Source organism: Nocardiopsis tropica, from assembly GCF_042660575.1.
GTDB lineage: Bacteria > Actinomycetota > Actinomycetes > Streptosporangiales > Streptosporangiaceae > Nocardiopsis > Nocardiopsis tropica.
The window spans coordinates 1-19,188 of sequence record NZ_JBHSUF010000010.1 but is presented as its reverse complement, the minus strand read 5'-3'; the positions used below and the strand labels follow the sequence as shown (position 1 = coordinate 19,188).

At 72.3% G+C, this 19,188-nt stretch carries 18 protein-coding genes; 6 read left to right on the top strand and 12 right to left on the bottom strand.

The features are described from left to right. Positions 1-49 precede the first annotated feature (49 nt). The gene (locus tag ACFQBR_RS17290; RefSeq protein ID WP_267948244.1) at positions 50-436 is read right to left on the bottom strand and encodes an SPW repeat protein; all 387 of its coding nucleotides are present in this window, start codon (positions 434-436) and stop codon (positions 50-52) included. 135 nt (positions 437-571) lie between these two features. Further along, a complete protein-coding gene (gene moeZ / locus ACFQBR_RS17285; protein ID WP_267948243.1) occupies positions 572-1,735 on the bottom strand; it encodes an adenylyltransferase/sulfurtransferase MoeZ in 1,164 nt (387 codons plus the stop codon). Positions 1,736-2,006: 271 nt separating this feature from the next. Here moeZ and ACFQBR_RS17280 point away from each other — a divergent pair, with 271 nt between their 5' ends. The 3 genes from ACFQBR_RS17280 (at position 2,007) to ACFQBR_RS17270 (ending at position 4,294) form a co-directional block, all read left to right on the top strand. After that, a complete protein-coding gene (locus ACFQBR_RS17280) occupies positions 2,007-2,258 on the top strand; it encodes a hypothetical protein (protein ID WP_344180142.1) in 252 nt (83 codons plus the stop codon). A 250-nt stretch (positions 2,259-2,508) separates the two neighbouring features. Further along, entirely contained in the window at positions 2,509-3,150 is a 642-nt protein-coding gene (locus tag ACFQBR_RS17275) for a TetR/AcrR family transcriptional regulator (protein ID WP_267948241.1), read from the top strand. Between the two features lie 346 nt (positions 3,151-3,496). Beyond that, positions 3,497-4,294: a mechanosensitive ion channel family protein gene (locus ACFQBR_RS17270; RefSeq protein WP_344180144.1), complete on the top strand. Its 798-nt coding sequence runs from the start codon at positions 3,497-3,499 to the stop codon at positions 4,292-4,294. A 100-nt stretch (positions 4,295-4,394) separates the two neighbouring features. Here ACFQBR_RS17270 and ACFQBR_RS17265 read toward each other — a convergent pair whose 3' ends face one another. The 3 genes from ACFQBR_RS17265 to ACFQBR_RS17255 all read right to left on the bottom strand — a co-directional run bounded on the left by ACFQBR_RS17265 (position 4,395) and on the right by ACFQBR_RS17255 (position 6,067). Further along, positions 4,395-4,637 (bottom strand): hypothetical protein, encoded by a 243-nt coding sequence (locus tag ACFQBR_RS17265; protein ID WP_267948239.1) that lies wholly within the window; start codon positions 4,635-4,637, stop codon positions 4,395-4,397. Positions 4,638-4,908: 271 nt separating this feature from the next. Then, positions 4,909-5,220 (bottom strand): DUF6401 family natural product biosynthesis protein, encoded by a 312-nt coding sequence (locus tag ACFQBR_RS17260; RefSeq protein WP_344180146.1) that lies wholly within the window; start codon positions 5,218-5,220, stop codon positions 4,909-4,911. 163 nt (positions 5,221-5,383) lie between these two features. After that, positions 5,384-6,067, bottom strand: coding sequence for a ferritin-like fold-containing protein (locus tag ACFQBR_RS17255; RefSeq protein WP_267948237.1), 684 nt, complete (start codon positions 6,065-6,067; stop codon positions 5,384-5,386). A gap of 568 nt (positions 6,068-6,635) precedes the next feature. Between ACFQBR_RS17255 and ACFQBR_RS17250 the strand changes: the two genes are divergently transcribed. Next, positions 6,636-8,195 (top strand): DEAD/DEAH box helicase, encoded by a 1,560-nt coding sequence (locus ACFQBR_RS17250; protein WP_352984333.1) that lies wholly within the window; start codon positions 6,636-6,638, stop codon positions 8,193-8,195. Between the two features lie 158 nt (positions 8,196-8,353). Next, a complete protein-coding gene (locus ACFQBR_RS17245) occupies positions 8,354-9,262 on the top strand; it encodes an alpha/beta fold hydrolase (protein ID WP_267948235.1) in 909 nt (302 codons plus the stop codon). Between the two features lie 111 nt (positions 9,263-9,373). Here the strand turns inward: ACFQBR_RS17245 and ACFQBR_RS17240 are convergent, their stop codons facing one another. The 7 genes from ACFQBR_RS17240 to ACFQBR_RS17210 form a co-directional block, all read right to left on the bottom strand. After that, positions 9,374-10,420, bottom strand: a complete 1,047-nt coding sequence (locus ACFQBR_RS17240; RefSeq protein WP_344180179.1) for an MBL fold metallo-hydrolase — start codon at positions 10,418-10,420, stop codon at positions 9,374-9,376. Between the two features lie 110 nt (positions 10,421-10,530). Beyond that, the gene (locus ACFQBR_RS17235; protein WP_344180151.1) at positions 10,531-11,406 is read right to left on the bottom strand and encodes a PHP domain-containing protein; all 876 of its coding nucleotides are present in this window, start codon (positions 11,404-11,406) and stop codon (positions 10,531-10,533) included. Between the two features lie 61 nt (positions 11,407-11,467). Continuing rightward, positions 11,468-12,127, bottom strand: a complete 660-nt coding sequence (locus tag ACFQBR_RS17230; protein WP_344180153.1) for a DUF6758 family protein — start codon at positions 12,125-12,127, stop codon at positions 11,468-11,470. A gap of 93 nt (positions 12,128-12,220) precedes the next feature. Next, positions 12,221-14,119, bottom strand: a complete 1,899-nt coding sequence (gene typA / locus ACFQBR_RS17225) for a translational GTPase TypA (RefSeq protein WP_267948232.1) — start codon at positions 14,117-14,119, stop codon at positions 12,221-12,223. Positions 14,120-14,533: 414 nt separating this feature from the next. Continuing rightward, a complete protein-coding gene (locus ACFQBR_RS17220; protein ID WP_267950255.1) occupies positions 14,534-14,968 on the bottom strand; it encodes a (deoxy)nucleoside triphosphate pyrophosphohydrolase in 435 nt (144 codons plus the stop codon). An 88-nt stretch (positions 14,969-15,056) separates the two neighbouring features. Next, complete coding sequence (gene recD2 / locus ACFQBR_RS17215) at positions 15,057-17,282, bottom strand: SF1B family DNA helicase RecD2 (protein ID WP_344180155.1); 2,226 nt, start codon at positions 17,280-17,282, stop codon at positions 15,057-15,059. A gap of 34 nt (positions 17,283-17,316) precedes the next feature. Continuing rightward, positions 17,317-17,754, bottom strand: coding sequence for an MmcQ/YjbR family DNA-binding protein (locus tag ACFQBR_RS17210; RefSeq protein ID WP_344180157.1), 438 nt, complete (start codon positions 17,752-17,754; stop codon positions 17,317-17,319). A 172-nt stretch (positions 17,755-17,926) separates the two neighbouring features. Here ACFQBR_RS17210 and ACFQBR_RS17205 point away from each other — a divergent pair, with 172 nt between their 5' ends. Beyond that, on the top strand, positions 17,927-19,033 hold the full coding sequence (locus tag ACFQBR_RS17205; RefSeq protein ID WP_344180159.1) for a serine/threonine-protein kinase: 1,107 nt from the start codon (positions 17,927-17,929) through the stop codon (positions 19,031-19,033). Positions 19,034-19,188: the final 155 nt, after the last annotated feature.

Below are 19,188 nucleotides of genomic sequence, written 5' to 3'. Positions count from 1 at the left end.
GCGCCCTCGCGGGTACGGCTCCCGCGCCCCCGGCGGCCCGGTCGGCGGGTCAGGTCGGGATCTCGTTGACGTGCGCGCTCCAGGCCAGGTCGGGGTCGCGCTTGCGGGCCCGGTCGGCCTGCGCCAGGCCGAAGGCCCCGAGCAGGGCGATACCGCCGCCGATGACCCACGCCGACCAGGCGGCCGCGGGCAGGTGGGTGAAGCCCAGGAGCCAGGGCATCGCGAACACCAGCACGCCGATCGCGAGGACCCCCAGCTCGCTCGACAGGGCGCCCGGGCGGGTGAGGGAGAACGTGGCGGCCACGACGACGCCCAGTCCGAGGACGAACATCGCTCCCCCGCTGAACCCGTACATCCCGTGCCAGAGCCAGCTCACTCCCAGGGCCAGACCGGCGGCGACCGCCACCCAGTCGGCCCTGCGTCCCTTCTCTCGCATAACGCCACCTCCCAGCAGCAGGGCCGCCCCGGAGATCGGCCGACGGCCTCTGGGTTCTTGTACCCACTCCCTGCCGGGGAACGCGAACGGCGCCGGGAGGGGTTCCCGGCGCCGTTCGGAAGGGGCCCCCGGCCGCTAGTAGGCGGGCAGGCTGGGGTCGACCTGGTTGATCCAGGCCAGGACGCCGCCGCCGACGTGCACCGCGTCGGAGAACCCGGCGGCGTGCACCGCCGCGAGGGCCTCGGCCGAGCGCACGCCCGACTTGCAGTGCAGGACGATGCGCTTGTCCTGCGGCAGCCTCTCGAACGCCTTCCCGTTGAGGAACTCGCCCTTGGGGATGAGCGTCGCGCCCGGGATGCTGACGATCTCGTACTCGTTCTTCTCGCGGACGTCCACGAGGAAGACGTCCCCGGGCTTGTTGTCCAGGAGCTCCTTGAGCTCGGGCGCGGTGATCGTCGAACCGGCGGCGGCCTCGGTGGCCTCCTCCGACACGGCGCCGCAGAACGCCTCGTAGTCGATCAGCTCGGTGACGGGCTCGGTGTCGGGGTCCTTGCGGACCTTGACCTCGCGCCAGGTCATCTCCAGGGCGTCGAAGATGAGCAGGCGGCCCACCAGCGGGTCGCCGATGCCGGTGATCAGCTTGATGGCCTCGTTGACCATGACGGAGCCGATGGAGGCGCAGAGCACGCCGAGGACGCCGCCCTCGGCGCAGGACGGCACCATGCCGGGCGGCGGGGGCTCGGGGTACAGGTCGCGGTACTGGGGACCGTACTCGTTCCAGAAGACGCTGACCTGGCCGTCGAACCGGTAGATGGAACCCCACACGTACGGCTTGTTCAGCAGTACGGCGGCGTCGTTGACCAGGTAGCGGGTCGCGAAGTTGTCGGTCCCGTCCAGGATCAGGTCGTAGGGGGCGAAGATCTCCAACGCGTTGTCCGACTCCAGGCGGTCCTGGTGCAGGACGACCTCGACGTTGGGGTTCACCTCCTTGATGCTGTCCCGGGCGGACTCGGCCTTGGGACGGCCGACGTCACTCTGCCCGTGGATGACCTGGCGCTGGAGGTTGGACTCGTCCACGACGTCGAAGTCGATGATGCCGAGCGTGCCCACGCCCGCGGCGGCCAGGTAGAGCAGCGCCGGGGAGCCCAGGCCGCCCGCGCCGACGACCAGCACCTTGGCGTTCTTCAGGCGCTTCTGCCCGTCCATGCCCACGTCGGGGATGATCAGGTGGCGCGAGTAGCGGCGCACCTCGTCCACGGTCAGCTCGTCAGCTGGTTCCACCAGCGGCGGCAGCGACACGGTGACTCCTCATGTCTGTTCAGGGTGCTTCGGACCGCCCGTACCGGACCGGGGAGGGTGCGGGGGCGAAGCGTGCTTGCACTTATACCCAACCTAACGGGTGGGGTTTTCCATTCCCACCGCGGGGAGGCGTGGGACACGACACCCGCGCGCCCGTTCCTTCCAGCACCAACGAACGCGTCCCGGCGGTTCATTCCGCGCGGCCCCGTGTGCCGCGCGGACCGGCGGGTAGTGTCGCCTGTACGTTCAGCGACGACGTGGGGAGCACCCCGTGACTTCAGAGAACAGTTCCGCCGACAGGCGTCCGGCCTCCGGCGCCACCGGGGAGCAGGGGGCCGAGGCGCCCGGGGCCGAGACGCCCGGGGTCGAGGTGCCCGAGGCCGACGCGGCCGAGCAGCGCGCGCCCGCGGGCGACGACGACGGCCGCTGGGACGCCCCCTCCGAGGAGAGCTTCGACCAGGCCGACGAGGGCGACGTGGTGGAGCAGTCCCTGGAGGTCGGCGACGAGGAGGAGCGGCGGTGAGACCGTGCCGGCCCTCCCGCGCCGCGGTTCCGGCGTCCGGCTGCCGTGCCGGCCCGCCGACGGGGAGGGGCTCCCGTGCCCCGATAGCCCCTTCCGTCCCCTTCTCCCCGCCCGCACGGAAGCTACGCGGGAGTAGGATGGGGCGAAAGCTGTGACGGCGCGCCGGTGACCGGCCGCGCCCGGCAGCACTAGCCACGCAGATGTTCGGACATGGCGCGCATCTGCCATGCCGAGTTCGGAGGGTGTGGGTGTGACAGCTCCTTCAGACGCCCGCGCCCGGGGCACCCGCTTGCCCCGGGTCAGGCGGCGCCGCCAACTCCTGTCCGCGGCACAGGAGATCTTCGTCGCCCGCGGCTACCACGCGGCGGCGATGGACGAGATCGCCGACCGCGCGGGTGTCAGCAAGCCAGTGCTCTACCAGCACTTTCCGGGGAAGCTGGAGCTCTACCTCGCCCTGCTCGAAGAGCACTCCGAGGCGCTGGTCGAGAAGCAGCGCGAAGCCCTGGAGAGCACGGACGACAACCGGCAGAGGGTCGCCGCCAGCTTCCAGGCCTACTTCGACTTCGTGGCGGGGGACGGCGAGGCCTTCCGGCTGGTGTTCGAGTCCGACCTGCGCAACCTTCCGGCGGTGCGGGAGAAGACCGAGCAGACCTTCCAGCGCTGCGCCGAGCTCATCGGCGCGGTGATCCGGCAGGACACCAGCATCTCCGACGAGGAGGCGCACCTGCTGAGCATCGGCCTGGTCGGCATGGCCGAGACCAGCGCCCGGTACTGGCTCAACAACCACGGGGCCGTCCCCAAGGACGCCGCCGAGCAGCTCGTCGCCCGGCTGGCCTGGCGGGGCATAAGCGGCTGGGACCTCCAGCGCAGGGCCGACGAGCAGGACGCCTAGAACGCTCGGCGCGCTCCCCGGGACCCGCGCCGCGGGAGGCCCCCGCGGACGCCGCGCCCGTCGAAGCGCGAGGACCCCCGGGCGCACGGCGCGCCCGGGGGTCCCGCGTTGTGGCGGAACCGATCGTCCCGGCGGCATTGTCCCCCCTCACGGCGAATCCCTCTCCCCCTTTTTCGCAAGAAATTCACCAAGAAAAGGCAATCCCCTCGCCCGACGTCTGACAAGCGGTTCGATTCCCGTTCGCCGGGTATCGCCGGAATGAGAAGTAAATGGCTTCTCTTCGCGGAGTCCGCCCGGGCCGAATTCGGCACGCCGGCGGAGTGAGCGATTTGGGGGTGAAGACGTTATGGACATGGGTCAGGGCCTGACGACGGCCTGGCAGGCGGTGGCGGGTTTCGTACCGCTGCTGATCGGCTTCCTCGTGATCCTGGTTCTGGGCTGGTTCATCGCCTGGCTGGTGGGCAAGGGGGTCGCGAAGGGCCTGCACGGCGTCGGACTGGACCGCGCACTGCACCGCGGGGGTGTGGGCGAGTACTTCGAGCGGAGCCGCTGGACCGCCAGCGAGCTGTGCGGAAAGATCATCTACTACGTCGGACTGCTGTTCGTGTTCACTCTCGCGTTCAACGTCTTCGGTCCGAACCCGATCAGCACGCTGCTCAGCGACGTCATCTCCTGGATCCCGCGCGGCATCGTGGCCCTGGTGATCGTCGTGGTCGCCGCCATGATCGCCAAGGCGGTCCGCGACATCATCTCGGGCGCGCTGGGCGGCCTGTCCTACGGCCGGTTCATCGCCAACGTGGCGGGGGTGTTCATCCTGGCCCTCGGTGTCATCGCGGCGCTGAACCAGATGGGCGTCGCCGTGAGCGTGACCATGCCGGTCCTGATCGCCGTCCTGGCGACGATCGGCGGCATCCTCGTCGTCGGCGTCGGCGGCGGCATGATCGAGCCGATGCGCTCGCGCTGGTCCCGCTGGCTCGACGTGGCCGAGCGTGAGACCGGCCGCCTCAACAAGGACGAGAGCTACCGGGCCGGCAGGGAGGCCGCGATGAGCGGTCCCACCGAGCGCAGGGAGGGCGCCACGGCCTCGGGCCAGGCGCCGTCCGCCTCCACCCGGCCCGGACCGGGAGGCGGGCCCGCCTCGTGACGGAAAGGTCCGCGGATCCCTGAGACCGCGGACAGCAGAGGAGGGCGGGGCCACCAGGCCCCGCCCTCGCCGTGTGCGCCGCGCCCTTGCGGGGCGGCCCTCAGAGGAACTCGGAGTCGCGCAGCTCCAGGCGCGACAGGTGCTCGATCCTCCGGAAGGCGAGGACGACGGAGGCGATGATCGGCAGGAAAGCCAGCCAGAAGGCGAGGTTCCCCGGCCCGGTGAAGAACATCGACACCAGTGCGACGACGATGATCAGTGCGAACAGCGCGAAGTCGACGCGGTCCTGTTGGATCAGGACGCCGACCGGTGGGCGCGCAGCCCCATGTCGACCGCTCCTCATTCGCATTCCTTTCTCGCGGCTCTGCGGGCCGCTCCGCCAGTTACGGCGTCCGCCGGTCCGCTCCCGAACCGACATAACACCGCGAATCCCACGTTGCATTCCGCAGTGCCCCGGTCCGACCACGATGCGCCGGGCCGCTTATCGGCCGCCCGGAGCGGCCTACGCCTTTCAGCGTACGCCCGGCGCGGTTTTTTCGCCGGAGAACCGGAACGGCAGGTGCCCACGGGGAACCTCGCGTCGTGGGTCACACCCGCCTGCGGACGTCACCAACCTAGCGGACGAAACCACGGTCCTTGGCCAGTCGGCAGATCGCGAGAATGCGGAGGGTCTCCCAGTCGTATTCGACCGCCTCCGAGTCCCAGCCCCTTTCGAGGCACCCGTCGAGGAAGCCGTGGAGGTAGGTGCCGAGGGTGCGGGCGTTGATCCCGCTCCCCGAGGAGGTGATGCCCTCGCACACCTGTGCGGCGTGCTGGTCCAGCTCAGAGCACATCCAGGGATCGATCGGGCCGTCCAGCGGGCCGATCTTGTGGAAGTCACGGGTGAGTCCGGCCAGCGGATGGCGCACGGAGGTCCCACGGGGCATGGAAGTACCTACTCGCGTGGTCAGGAGACGGGAGACTTCAACGAGTTTACGTCTCCCCACCAACGAATCGTCACGAAAGTGTTGGATATTACCCCCGCTTGACCAAGGGAGCCCCTGGTACGGGTCAAGTGTCCGTGGTGTCCCCGGTCCGGCGCGGCCCGTGTCAGGCGGACAGGCCCATGGCGTCGAGGCGCGCCTTGTGGCGGTCGGTGAGGGAGGCGAACATCCGGCTCACGGCGGCCAGGTCGCCGAGCGCGGTGGCGCCGGCGGAGCCCTGGGGGTCCTCGGCCAGGAGCGCGGCCAGCCGGGGGCGGGCCACCGCCACGTGCTGCGCCTGGCTGAGCGCCTCGCCGACCAGCCGGCGGGCCCACAGGGAGAGCCGCCCGGCCAGCCTGGGGTCCTCCGCCACGGCGGCGCGCACCGCCCCGGAGACGAACTCGGCGCGCCCGGTCTCGGCCAGGACTCCCTCGACCAGGGCCGCGGTCTCCTCGTCCGCCAGCGCCGCGACCTTGCGGTAGAAGTCACCCGCGATGCCGTCGCCGACGTAGGTCTTGACGAGGCTCTCCAGCCAGCTCTGCGCCTCGGTGCGCTCGTGCCAGGCGTCCAGCGGTGCCACGAACGGCTCCATGGCCTCCTCGGGGACGACCCCCAGCTCCTCCAGGCGGTCCCGGAGCGTCTGGTAGTGCGCCTGCTCGGCGGCGGCCAGGGCCGCCAGCTGGCCCTTGCCCCGCAGCGACGGGGCGAGTCCGGCGTCGTCCGCGAGACGGAAGAAGGAACCGAGCTCCGCGTAGGCGAGCAGCCCGAGCAGGTCGATCACGCCGGGGTCGGCAGAGGGGCCTTTGGTCATGCCCGCCAGGGTATCGCCCGGCCGCGGGGGGCGCGGCACGGGGGACCGCGGGGACTAAACGGGCCGCCGGCACGGTTGCACACGCTGGGAGCGGGTACGGTCCCAGCCGTCCACAGCCGGAGTGAACTGCTATGTCCACCCGGCGCGTCACCAGCTAGACTCTGCGTGATGACCGGCGTGTGCGGTCGACCCGAGACTCTCCTCACACACGCGGGGACGCTCCCACGCCTCGGCGCCGCGCAGGCGGCGCCCACCCGGGCGCGGACCCGCACCACCGACGTGGTCGCCGAGACCGCGCCAGGAAACCACGAACCACGGATGCTCCCCGTCCACGCGGGGACGGTCCGCGATCCGCGGAGGGGGTTCCCCCGCACCGCACGGATCACGCAGGCAGCGCCACCGCGCCGTAACGGCCGCGGTGAGCCGCGCCCATCGCGGCGGCCACGAGCCGACCGCGACCGCACCCCGCCGCGGCCACGCCACGTTGCGGCCCGCCAAGATGGAGGCTTGAGCCCTGAGCACCACAGATGACACGACCAAACCCAAGACGACCTTCCGCGACCTGGGAGTGAGCACCGAACTCGCCGACGCCCTGGAGGCGGAGGGGATCTCGGAGCCCTTCCCGATCCAGGAGCTCGCCCTGCCGATCGCGCTGCACGGCAGCGACATCATCGGCCAGGCCCGCACCGGTACCGGCAAGACCCTGGCCTTCGGCCTCCCGCTGCTCCAGCGGGCGCAGCAGGCCCCCGGCTCCTCCAAGCGCCCCCGCGCGCTCGTGGTGGTCCCGACCCGTGAGCTGGCCATCCAGGTCGCGGCCGACCTGACCACCGCCGCCAAGCGCAGCGGCGGCCGCGTGCTGACCGTCTACGGCGGCCGTTCCTACGAGCCGCAGGTCAACGGGCTCAAGGAGGGCACCGACGTCGTCGTCGGCACCCCGGGCCGGCTGCTCGACCTGGAGAACCAGAAGCACCTGCGCCTGGACGAGGTGTCCGCGGTGGTCCTGGACGAGGCCGACAAGATGCTCGACCTCGGCTTCCTCCCCGACATCGAGCGCATCCTGACCAGGATCCCCGCCGAGCGCCAGGTGATGCTCTTCTCGGCCACCATGCCGAGCGAGATCGTCTCCCTGTCCCGCAAGTACCTGCGCCAGCCGACGCACGTCCGCGCGGGCGACGACAACGAGATCGACGGCTCCGCGATCACCGGACGGATCACGCAGCACGCGCTGCGGACCCACCAGATGGACAAGATCGAGATGCTCGCCCGCCTGGTCCAGGCGGAGGACCACGGCCAGAGCATGGTGTTCTGCCAGACCAAGCGCGCCTGCGACCGCGTGGCCACCGAGCTCAAGACGCGCGGGTTCGCCGTCGCGGCCGTCCACGGCGACCTGGGGCAGAGCCAGCGCGAGCGGGCGCTGCGGGCCTTCCGCAACGGCAAGATCAACATCCTGGTCGCCACCGACGTGGCCGCCCGCGGGCTCGACGTGGACGACGTCACGCACGTCGTCAACTACGAGACGCCCGAGGACGAGAAGACCTACACGCACCGCATCGGCCGCACCGGCCGCGCCGGGCGCAGCGGCACCGCCGTCACCTTCGTGGACTGGCAGGAGATGCCGCGCTGGAAGCTGATCAACGCGGCCCTGGACCTGCCCTTCGCCGAGCCGGAGGAGACCTACTCCACCTCGCCGCACTTCTTCGAGGCGCTGCGGATCCCCGCCGGGACCAAGGGCAAGCTGGCCGCCGACAAGCGTGCCGACCACGCCGGCCTGGAGGCCGAGGAGATCGAGGACATCGGCGACACCGGCATGCCCCGGGGCGACCGCGGCGGGCGGCGTGACGGGGGCCGCGACCGCGGAACCGGTGGCCCGGGCGAGGGCGGCCGTGGAACCGGCGGCCGGGGCGAGGGCGGCGGCGAACGCGGCCGCAACCGCTCGCGCCGCCGTACCCGCGGCGGCCAGGGATCGGCTCCGGCCGAGGGGACCGCGGTCAAGGCGGAGACCACCGCCCCGGCCCAGGCGGAGGCCCCCCGCGGCGGTGCCGCGTCCACCGACGAGGGCGCCCGCAGGATCCGGCGCCGCCGCCGCACCCGCGGCGGCACCGCCCACCGGGACCCCGAGAACACCTGACCCCTCCGCCGTGCCGCGCCCGTGAGGACGGGCGCCACGGCGAGCGCACGACGTGCGGGCACCGCGTCTCCCCCGCGGTGCCGGTGTCGGCGGCCGCTCCGCCGGCCACGGCCCGGGGTATCCCGGGCCGGGCCACCGATCGTCTAGGGTGGCCCGACGTGAGTACACCTCAGTTCATCGACCTGCCGCCGGGCGTGCGGCGCGCGGACCTGCCCCTCTCCTACGGTCCCCTCGCCGCCCTGCGCGCTCTTCCCACCTCAGGGGGCACCGAGCTGGCTCCCGCTGTCCTGGTGCACGGTTTCACCGGCAGCAAGGAGGACTTCATCGCCCTCCTCCAGAGCCTCGCCCAGGCGGGCCGGGAAGTGGTCGCGATCGACCTTCCCGGCACCTACGAGTCGCCGGGGCCGGAGACCCTCCGGGCTCCCCCGGGCGTCCAGCTCCCCGACTACCGCCTGTCCTCCCTCGGCGGCGTGGTCGCCGAGGTCCTCCACCTCGTCGGCGGAAGCGGACAGGCCCACCTGGTGGGGCACTCCTTCGGCGGCCTGGTGGCCCGCGAGACCGCTCTGTCCGGGCTCGCCGACCTCGCTTCGCTGACCCTGATGTGCAGCGGCCCGGCGGCCCTGGGCGGCCCGGGCGCCATGACCGCCCGCGGCCTCATCGCCGCCCTCTCCGTCGACCCCACCCCCGAACGGCTCCGCGAGCTGTGGGAGGAGCGGTTCGACGCGGAGGCGCGCAGCCGCACCCCCGACCCGGTGATCCGGGAGTTCCTCCGGGAACGGCTGCTGTCCAGCAGCGCCCTGGGGCTGATGCGCACCGCCGAGGACCTGCTGGGCGCCGAGGACCGGGTCGGCGAACTCGCCGACCTGAAGATCCCCTCGCTCGTCGTCTACGGCGAGAACGACACCGCGTGGACCCCGGCCGCCCAGGACGACATGGCCGAGCGGATGGGCGCGCGAAGACTGGTGGTGCCGGGTGCGGGCCACTCCCCCAACGTCGAGGCGCCCGAGACCACGTCGGGTGTGCTGACCTCGTTCTGGAACGAGACGGAGTCGGTCGGCCGGCGCTGACGGGCCGACCGGAACCGTCGCCGGTGTGACGCGGGGTCCCCGCTCCCGGCTCCCGAACGCGCCGTGCCGCCGCCCCGAGGGGCGGCGGCACGGCGTTGCTCCTGTCCGGGGTCAGACCCAGGAGTCGAAGTTCTTGCTCTCCGCGCCCGAGGTGGTGGACGGACCGCGGTCCGGCAGGATGCGGGTGTCCGGCGGGAGGGACAGCAGCGCCTCACCGATGGAGGCCAGCTGCGTCGTGTAGTCGATGTAGGTGTTGCCGACCATGCCCGGCTCGCCCTTGCGCAGCGCGTCGCCGCTGAAAACGACGCCCAGTTCGGCGATGTAGTAGCCGACGCTGCCGGAGGAGGTCCCGGGCAGGGCGAGGACGTCGATGTGCAGGTCCGCGATGTCGAGGGCGCCCTGGCCCTCCACCTCGATCTCGGGTCGGTGCTCGGCCCCGTGGTGGCGCCGCCAGGCGCGCATCTCGCGGGGGTGCAGCGCGATGTCGGCGTCCGCCTCCTCGGCGACCTTGATGGCCGACTCGATGTGCGGACCGTAGGCGTTGGTGCAGGCCACGAGGTAGATCTCGCGGTCTCCGACGGCCTCCAGGACGGCCTCGGCGTCGTAACCGGGGTCGATGACGATGACGCCCTCGTCGTCCGCCTTCACGATCCACGTGTTGGCGACGACGTCGAACTTCTCGTCGTCGAACTCGAAGACGCCGACGCTGCGCACGCGCGTGATGCCGTCGGGGTCGGGGCCGGTCACGCCGGCCTCCTCCGTCTCGTCGGCGAACAGCCCGACGGGCTCGTCCGCCTCGGCCGCCACCTCCTCGGCGTCCTCATCCGCCTCGGCGGCCTCCGCGTCGGGCTCCCCCTCGCCGACGACGGGCTTCTCGTCGTCGGCGGGCGCCTCGTCGGCATCGGCGTCGGCGACGGGCTTCTCGTCGGTGGAGGCGGCGTCCGCCTCGGCCCCGCCGGGGTCCTTCTCGGAGCCGTCGGCCCGGCCGGAGTCCTTCTCCGCGGCCTCCGCGACCGCGTCCTTCTCCTCGGACGGGTTCTCCCCGGCCGTGCCGGAGTCGGTCGCCCCGGCCGCCGCCTTGTCGTCCACCGCGACCTCCGCAGCGGAATCGGTGGCCTCCGGGCCTTCCTGCTTCTTCGGCTTCCGCTTCCAGAACACGGCGTCAGACCTTTCGGTTTCGTCCAGGTACAGGTAGTTCTGCTGCGACCATTGTCGCGCTACCGCGCAGTGGTCGGTACCGTACCGGACGCCGGAGGGCGACACGCTGGTCACCCCTTGATCAGAGGCACCCCCGTCGCGGGCTCCACGAGCTCGTCGAAGGCGTCGGGGGCGGTGGTGTGGCGTCCGAGCCGGTGGCCCGTGAGGCTCCCGTGGTCGTCGCTGGAACCGGTCACCACCACGCCCAGGTCGGCGGCCACGCCCCGCCAGTACGCGGTCTGCTTCCGGTTGTGGGAGGGGTGGTCCGCCTCGATGCCCCCCAGTCCCGCCTCGACCATGCGCTCCACGAGGTCCAGCGGGACGGCCCCGTTGAGGGAGCCCTCCGCGCGGGCCGGATGGGCCAGGGAGCACACCCCGCCCGCGGCCCTGACCAGGCCGACCGCGCGGACGGGGTCGATCGCGTAGCGGGAGGCGTAGGCGGGGCCGCCCGAGCCGATCCAGCGGTCGAAGGCGTCCTGGACGTCGCGGGCGGCGCCGGCCTCCACGATCGCGCGGGCCAGGTGGGGGCGGCCGATGGTGTTGGCGTCGGCGTACTCCGTCCGGCCCGCCCCCGCGATCTCCAGGACCCGCTCCCAGGAGACGTCCACCCCCTGCTCCCTGAGCTTGCGGACCATCTCCTCCGCACGGGAGGCCCTGTCGGAGCGCACCCTGCGCAGTTCGCCGTCCAGGCCGGGGTCGTCGGGGTCGAAGAGATAGGACACCAGGTGGACGCTGGAGCCGGCGTAGGCGCAGGACAGCTCCATGCCCGGGACGAGCGTGAACCCCGGGGGGAGGTGCGCGGCCGCCTCCCCGATCCCGCCGACGGTGTCGTGGTCGGTGAGGGCCAGGACGTCCAGACCCGCGGCGACCGCGTGCCCGACGACGTCGGCGGGGGCGTCGGTCCCGTCGGAGACCGAGCTGTGCGAGTGCAGGTCGATACGTGTCACCGGGCGATTGTACGTAAGTCCCGGCCCGGGTGCCCCGAACGGGTGGGCCCGCGGGCCCCGGTCAGCGCTCCCGGGGCGCGAGGACGCGGGAGAGGAAGGGGCTCGCCGCCCCGAACGGCGGCTCCAGCGCGACGCCGCCGTCGTTGATGTCGCGCAGGTCCCTCAGGGAGTTGATCTCGCACATGAGGAGGCCGGTGTCGGCGGAGGCGAAGACGAGCCACAGCCAGTGGGCGAGCGCCTCGCCCGTGTACACCGCCCGGTCGCGTCCCACCGCCAGGTTCCACAGGGCGATCTCGTGGCCGTCGAACCGCAGTTTGGCGTCGGCCGCCGCCGCGTCGAAACCGTTGCCGGGATCCGGCCCGTCCAGGCCGGCGAGGCGTGCGCCGAGCCCGACGCCGGGGTCCTCGGCGACGATGGCGATCTCGCCGACCCCGCCGAGGGGGTCGGGTCCGGACAGGGCGACGACCGTGGCGAGCGCGCCGCTGCGTTCGTCACCGGCCTCGGCGAACCCGGTGACGACCCAGTTGGCGGGCAACGGCCAGGGGATCCACACCGGGACGCGCGCCTGGGGCAGGAGTGCCTCGAGCGAGGACGTGCCCGGGGCGCGAACGCCCTGCAGCGGGGCCACGGCTCCGTGGACGTCGCACTGCCAGGCGCTGGTCCACAGCCCCGGAGGCTGGACCGCGCGCCCGCACCGGGGACACGAGGGCTCGGTCTTCATGCTGTTTGCGACCTACCCGGGCACCCCGGCGGGAAAACGCCCGGTGGGCGGGTCGCGTACGCGACCCGCCCACCGTGTGCGACCCCGTACGCCCTACGAGGACTGCTGCTGGCGCTTCTTGTTGGCCGCGGTCCGGCCGCGCTCCTTCTGGTCGAGGACGACCTTGCGGATGCGCACGTGCTCGGGGGTGACCTCGACGCACTCGTCCTCGCGGCAGAACTCCAGGGCCTGCTCCAGGGACAGCTTGCGCGGCGGCACCAGGCGCACCAGCTCGTCGCCGGTGGCCGAGCGCATGTTGGTGAGCTTCTTCTCCTTGGTGATGTTGACGTCCATGTCGTCGGAGCGCGAGTTCTCGCCGACGATCATGCCCTCGTACACCTCGGTGGTGGGCTCGACGAACAGCGTGCCGCGCTCCTGGAGGTTGAACATCGCGAACGGCACCGCGACGCCCGCCCGGTCGGCCACCAGGGACCCGTTGGGGCGGGTGCGCAGCTCACCGAACCACGGCTCGACCTTCTCGAAGACGTGGTGGGCGATACCGGTGCCCCGGGTCTCGGTGAGGAACTCGGTGCGGAAGCCGATGAGGCCGCGGGAGGGGACCAGCCAGTCCATGCGCACCCAGCCGGTGCCGTGGTTGACCATGTTCTCCATGCGGCCCTTGCGGACGCTGAGCAGCTGGGTGATGGCGCCCATGTACTCCTCGGGGGCGTCCACCGTGAGGCGCTCGACGGGCTCGTGGACCTTGCCGTCGATGACCTTGGTGACCACCTGCGGCTTGCCGACGGTCAGCTCGTAGCCCTCGCGGCGCATCTGCTCGACCAGGATGGCCAGGGCCAGCTCACCGCGGCCCTGCACCTCCCAGGTGTCGGGCCGCTCGGTGGGCAGGATGCGCAGGGAGACGTTGCCGACGAGCTCCTTCTCCAGGCGGTCCTTGACCAGGCGGGCGGTGACCTTGGAGCCCTTGACCTTGCCGACGAGCGGCGAGGTGTTGGTGCCGATGGTCATGGAGATGGCCGGCTCGTCCACCGTGATCAGGGGGAGCGGGACCGGGTTCTCCAGGTCGGCGAGGGTCTCGCCGATCATGATGTTCTCGATGCCGGCGATGGCCGCGATGTCGCCGGGCCCCGCCTTCTCGGCGGGCTTGCGCTCCAGCCCGTCGGTCATCAGCAGCTCGGTGATCTTGACCTGCTGGGTGCTGCCGTCGGTGCGGATCCACGCGACCTGCTGGCCCTTGCGGAGCTCGCCCTGCTGCACCCGGACGAGCGCGAGGCGGCCCAGGAAGGGGGAGGCGTCCAGGTTGGTGACGTGGGCCTGGAGGGGGGCGTCCGGGATGTACTCCGGGGCCGGGATGGTCTCCAGGATGGTGCTGAAGAGCGGAACGAGGTTGTCGTTCTCCGGCACGGTGCCGTTCTCGGGACGCTCCAGGGAGGCCTTGCCGTCGCGGGCGCAGGTGTAGACGATCGGGAACTCGATCTGCGACTCGTCGGCGTCCAGGTCCATGAACAGCTCGTAGGTGTCGTCCACGACCTCGGCGATCCGGCTGTCGGGCCGGTCGACCTTGTTGATGACGAGGATGACGGGGAGCTTGGCCTGGAGGGCCTTGCGGAGCACGAAGCGGGTCTGCGGGAGCGGACCCTCGCTCGCGTCCACGAGCAGGACGACGCCGTCGACCATGGACAGGCCGCGCTCGACCTCGCCGCCGAAGTCGGCGTGGCCGGGGGTGTCGATGATGTTGATGACCACGTCCTCGCCCTCGGGCGTGGTGTAGTGGACGGCCGTGTTCTTCGCGAGAATGGTGATGCCCTTCTCGCGCTCCAAGTCGTTGGAGTCCATCACCCGGTCGTCGACGTCCTGGTTCTCACGGAACACACCGGACTGCCAGAGCATGGCGTCAACGAGGGTCGTCTTGCCGTGGTCCACGTGGGCCACGATCGCGACGTTGCGGAGGTCGCTGCGGCGTGCGGAGCCCTCGACGGGCGTAGCGCTGGACATGGGAAAGTCTCGATCTCCTGGTACTGGGAAGAGACCGCAGATTGCCACGGCCCGTTGCCAGTTTATGCGGTCATAGTGGTCTGGTTGGGAAACGTGCGGGTCACCCCGGTCACCCCCGACCGCCCGGTGTCGGCGCCGGCCACCCCGCGTTCACCTCACGGACGGCCGTACCGGTCCGGGAACGGCGGCACGGGGTCGGTCCGCGGAGGTTCCGAGTGCGTCGCCGCGGGTCCGAGTCTTCGACGCGGTGGGACGCCCGGTTCTTCCCCGAGCCCGTTTCCCTCCCGGCGCCGACCGCTCGACCGGGCGAGGGCGGTACCGGGGTGGTGCTCTCCGGCGTCCGCCGGGGCGTGTCCCGGGCGCCGGCGGAGGCCGGGCACGGGCCCCGGTCGCGGACGGACCGGTGGGTACAGCCTACGGGTGGACGGCTGTCCCCGGTGCGAGCAGGGGTGCGATCAGGTCGAGGAAGGGGACGTCCGCGGGCAGCCACGGGACGGTGCGCAGGTCGGAGGCGGTGAGCCAGCGCAGGGAGAGGTGTTCCAGCGCCTCGGGCTCGCCGGCGACCAGTTCGACGCGCCAGAGCCGGAGCACGGCGGGCCTCGGCCGGGAGGGGCCGGGAGCGGGGAAGGGCGCGTCCTCACCGATCCTGTGGAGGGGCCGGACGGTCACACCGAGTTCCTCCCGGCACTCGCGGACCACCGCGTCGGCCGGGGTCTCCCCCGGGTCGACCTTGCCGCCGGGGAACTCCCACCTCCCCCGCAGGGCCGGGGGGTCGGCCCGCTGGGCGGCCAGCGCCAGGCCGTCCCGGATGACGACCGCGCCCACCACGACCAGGGTCTGCTGCTCCACGTGTTCCACGCCCGCCAGCCTAGTAAGGCCCGGCGGCGCGCAGGGCGGCGGCTCCGCCCCTCGGGCCGGGGCGGTGGGGAGCCCGCGTTCAGGCGCCCGCCGGGGCCGACCGGAGCCGGTGTGCCAGGGCTGTGTGCCGGTGGCCGGAGGAGGCGTTGCGGACCGCCTGGGCCAGGGCCCGGCGGGACCCCACCAGGACGACCAGCCTCTTGGCCCTGGTGACGGCCGTGTAGAGGAGGTTGCGCTGGAGCATCATCCAGGCGCTGGTGGTGACGGGGACGACCACGGCGGGGTACTCGCTGCCCTGGGATCGGTGCACGGTGATGGCGTAGGCGTGGGCGAGTTCGTCCAGTTCCGCGAAGTCGTAGACGATCTCCTCCTCCTCGTCCGTGCGCACCGTGATCTCCTGGGCGACCGCGTCGATGCCCTCGACCACGCCGAGCGTCCCGTTGAACACCCCGTTCTCGCCCTTGTCGTAGTTGTTGCGGATCTGCGTGACCTTGTCGCCGACACGGAAGACGCGGCCGCCGAAACGGCGCTCCGGGACGTGGTCGCCCGCGGGGGTCACCGCGGACTGGAGCACCGTGTTGAGGTTGGCCGCCCCGGCGGGCCCGCCCTTCATGGGGGTGAGCACCTGGACGTCCCGGCGCGGGTCGAGGCCGAACCTGCGGGGGATCCGGTTGGCGACCACGTCCACGGTCATCCGCGCCGCGTCCTCGGACTCCTCGCAGGGGAACAGGAAGAAGTCGGCCATGCCCTCGAACCGCGGCGGCTCCCCGCCGTTGATCCTGTGGGCGTTGGTGATGACGCCGGAGTCCTGGGCCTGCCGGAAGACGTGGGTCAGGCGCACGCTGGGGACGGGGGAGCCCTCGGCCAGGAGGTCCCTGAGGACCTGGCCCGCCCCGACCGACGGCAGCTGGTCGACGTCGCCGACGAACAGCAGGTGGGCCCCGGGCGGCACCGCCTTGACCAGCTTGTTGGCCAGGAGCACGTCCAGCATCGACGCCTCGTCCACGACCAGCAGGTCGCAGTCGAGGGGGTTGTCGCGGTCGAAGGCGGCGTCGCCCCCCGGCCGGAGTTCGAGGAGCCGGTGCACCGTGCGCGCCTCGATCCCGGTCATCTCGGTGAGGCGCTTGGCGGCCCGCCCCGTGGGCGCGGCGAGGATGATCTTCGCTTGCTTGGCAGCGGCCAGCGTGACGACGGACGCGACGGTGAAGGACTTGCCGCAGCCGGGGCCGCCGGTGAGCACGCACACCTTCTCCGTGAGGGCCAGCCGGACGGCCTCGCGCTGGGCCTCGGCGAGGTCGGCACGGGTGCGCTTGCGCAGCCAGTCCATGACGACGTCCCAGTCCGCTCCGGCGAAGGCGGGGATGCGGTCGGCCGGGTGGGCGAGCAGCGAGCGCAGCCCCGAGGTGAGGCCGATCTCGGCGCGGTGCATCGGCAGCAGGTAGACGGCGCGGACGGGTTCGCCCGCGGGGCCGGGCACGGTCTCGCGGACCACGCCCTCGGCGGCGACGAGTTCGGCGAGGCACTCGATCACCAGGCCCGCCTCCACCTGGAGGATCTTCACCGCGGCGGAGATGAGCTTCTCCTCGGGGAGGTAGCAGTGGCCGTCGCCCGTGGACTCCGAGAGGGTGAACTGGATCCCGGCCATCACCCGCTGCGGGCTGTCGTGCGGGATGCCCACGGCCCGGGCGATGGTGTCGGCGGTCTTGAAGCCGATCCCCCAGACGTCGGTGGCCAGGCGGTACGGCTCCTTCTGCACGACGTCGACGGAGGCGTCGCCGTACTTCTTGTAGATGCGCACGGCGAGGGAGGTGGTGACCTCGACCCCCTGGAGGAAGACCATGACCTCCTTGATGGCCTTCTGCTCCTCCCAGGCGTCCGCGATGAGCCTGGTGCGCTTGGGTCCGAGGCCGGGCACCTCGATGAGCCTCTCGGGGTGCTCCTCGATGACCTCCAGCGCCTCGGTGCCGAAGTGCCCGACGATGCGCTCGGCCATCTTGGGGCCGATGCCCTTGATCAGGCCCGAGCCGAGGTAGCGGCGGATGCCCTGCACGGTGGCGGGCAGGACGGTGGTGTAGTCGTCCACGTGGAACTGCCTGCCGTACTGGGGGTGCGACCCCCAGCGGCCGTGCATGCGCAGCGCCTCTCCCGGCTGGACCCCCATGAGGGATCCGACGACGGTGAGGAGGTCGTGCGCGCCCCGCCCCGTGTCGACCTTGGCGACGGTGTACCCGTTGTCCTCGTTGGCGTAGGTGATGCGTTCCAGGACACCCTGCACGACCGCGGGCCGGAAGGTTCCGTCGGACACGTGGTCGCCCTCCTCTCCCGTGGACCGGGCGCGTTCACGCCTGTTCCGGTGTCGCCGTGCCCGCCCCTCCGAGGTCCGGCGCGTCGTCGCCGAGCACGGCGAGCACGCGGTCGCGGTCGGCTCTGCGCAGGCTACTCGCCACCAGGACGTAGGAGTGCCTCAGCATCTCCGCGACCTCGTCGTCGGGCACGGTGCCGTCGAGGAGCACGGAGTTCCAGTGCTTCTTGCTCATGTGGTAGCCGGGGGTGACGGCCGGGTACCGGTCCCGCAGTTCCAGGGCCAGGCCGGGATCGCACTTGAGGTTGACCGTGGCCGGGGCGTCGTCCTCGCCGCCCTGGTCGGCCCCCCCTGTGAGCAGGGCGAACATCTTCTGCCCCGCCACCTTGTAGACCAGGGCGCCGGGACCGAAGGGCTCGCTCTCGTCGGCCTCGGGGAACCACAGCGCCGCGTCGATGAACTGTCCGGGTGTCATGGCGTCGCCTTCCTCTCGCCCCCGACAGTGCCAGAGGGCGACGACGTTCCGGAGGGACCGGCGCCCCCGGCGGGCGGGCCGCCGGGAGCCGGGGAGCGGCGCGTGCCGACCGGCCCCGAGGGGGCCGCGGATAGACTCCGGCGCAGCAGCCCCCACCGACAAGGGAGCGTCCATGAAGGCCAGAGGCGCACGCAGGCTCGACCCCCTGGAGCCCGGGGACCCCCGCGAGATCGGCGGGCACAGGGTGCGCGGCCGGATCGGCTCCGGTGGCATGGGCACCGTGTACGCGGCGGACTCCCCCGGCGTGCAGGGCTACCTGGCGGTGAAGGTCGTCCACCCGGGTCAGGCCGCCGACCGCCGGTTCCGCGAGCGCTTCGCGCTCGAGGCCCGCCTGCTCTCCAGGGTGAACAGCCCCTCGGTGGCGCGGTTCGTGCGCGCCGACGTGGAGGCGGACCTGCCGTGGATGATCACCGAGTACGTCCCCGGGCCGACCCTGCGGTACCACGTGGAGCGGTTCGGGCGCCTGCGCAGGGGCATGCTGCTGGGCCTGGCCGTCGGCACGGCCGAGGCGCTGCGTGCCGTCCACGCGGCCGGGGTGGTGCACCGCGACCTCAAGCCGAGCAACGTGGTGCTCTCCCCCACCGGACCCAAGATCCTCGACTTCGGCATCGCGCATCCCGTGGAGGACCCCGACCCGACCAAGTGGATCCGGCTGCGCCGGATGCGCCGCGCCTACCGCGACCTCGGGCTGCCCTCACCGGACACCCTGGCGGACGAGCGGGTCGCCTCGACGGTGGACCGGCTGGGAACGCCCGGGTGGATCAGCCCCGAGCAGTACCAGCGCCGGCCCACGACGCAGAAGGCCGACGTGTTCCTGTGGGGGGCGGTGACGGCGTTCGCCTCGGTGGCGCACGACCCGTTCGGGAGGGCGGACGTCAAGGAGATGGCCCGGCGCGTGATGTTCGAGGAGCCCGACCTCCAGCACCTGCCGCCCGGCCTGGAGCGGCTGGTGCTCGCCGCGATGTCCAAGGACCCGGACGAGAGGCCGGACTCCGCGGAGCTGCTCCGGGAGGCGCTGGCCCTGGAGTCCCCCGAGGGCGGGGTGCGCCCGCTGAACGGCGGGGAGGCCTCGCCCGGGACGGGCGCCGCGGCCGTGCGCCGCCTGTTGGAGCGCAGGTGGACGGAGGTGGCGGTGCGCCCGCCGCAGCCCCCGCGCGAGGGGCCGCGCCTGTTCGGCCGCACCGCCCCGGACGCGGGGGCGGACGGGTCCGCCCCGTAGCACCCGCGGCGGCGCGCCCCGGAACGGGCCTAGGGCGTGTTCCGTGGATGCTGTCCGCCGCGAGCGGCGCATCCGGTGCGTTCATCGCAAGGCCGAAGAAGGAGTCAGGGTGGGGTCCTGTCGACAGATGAGAACGCCGCGGGGGGCGTGCCGGG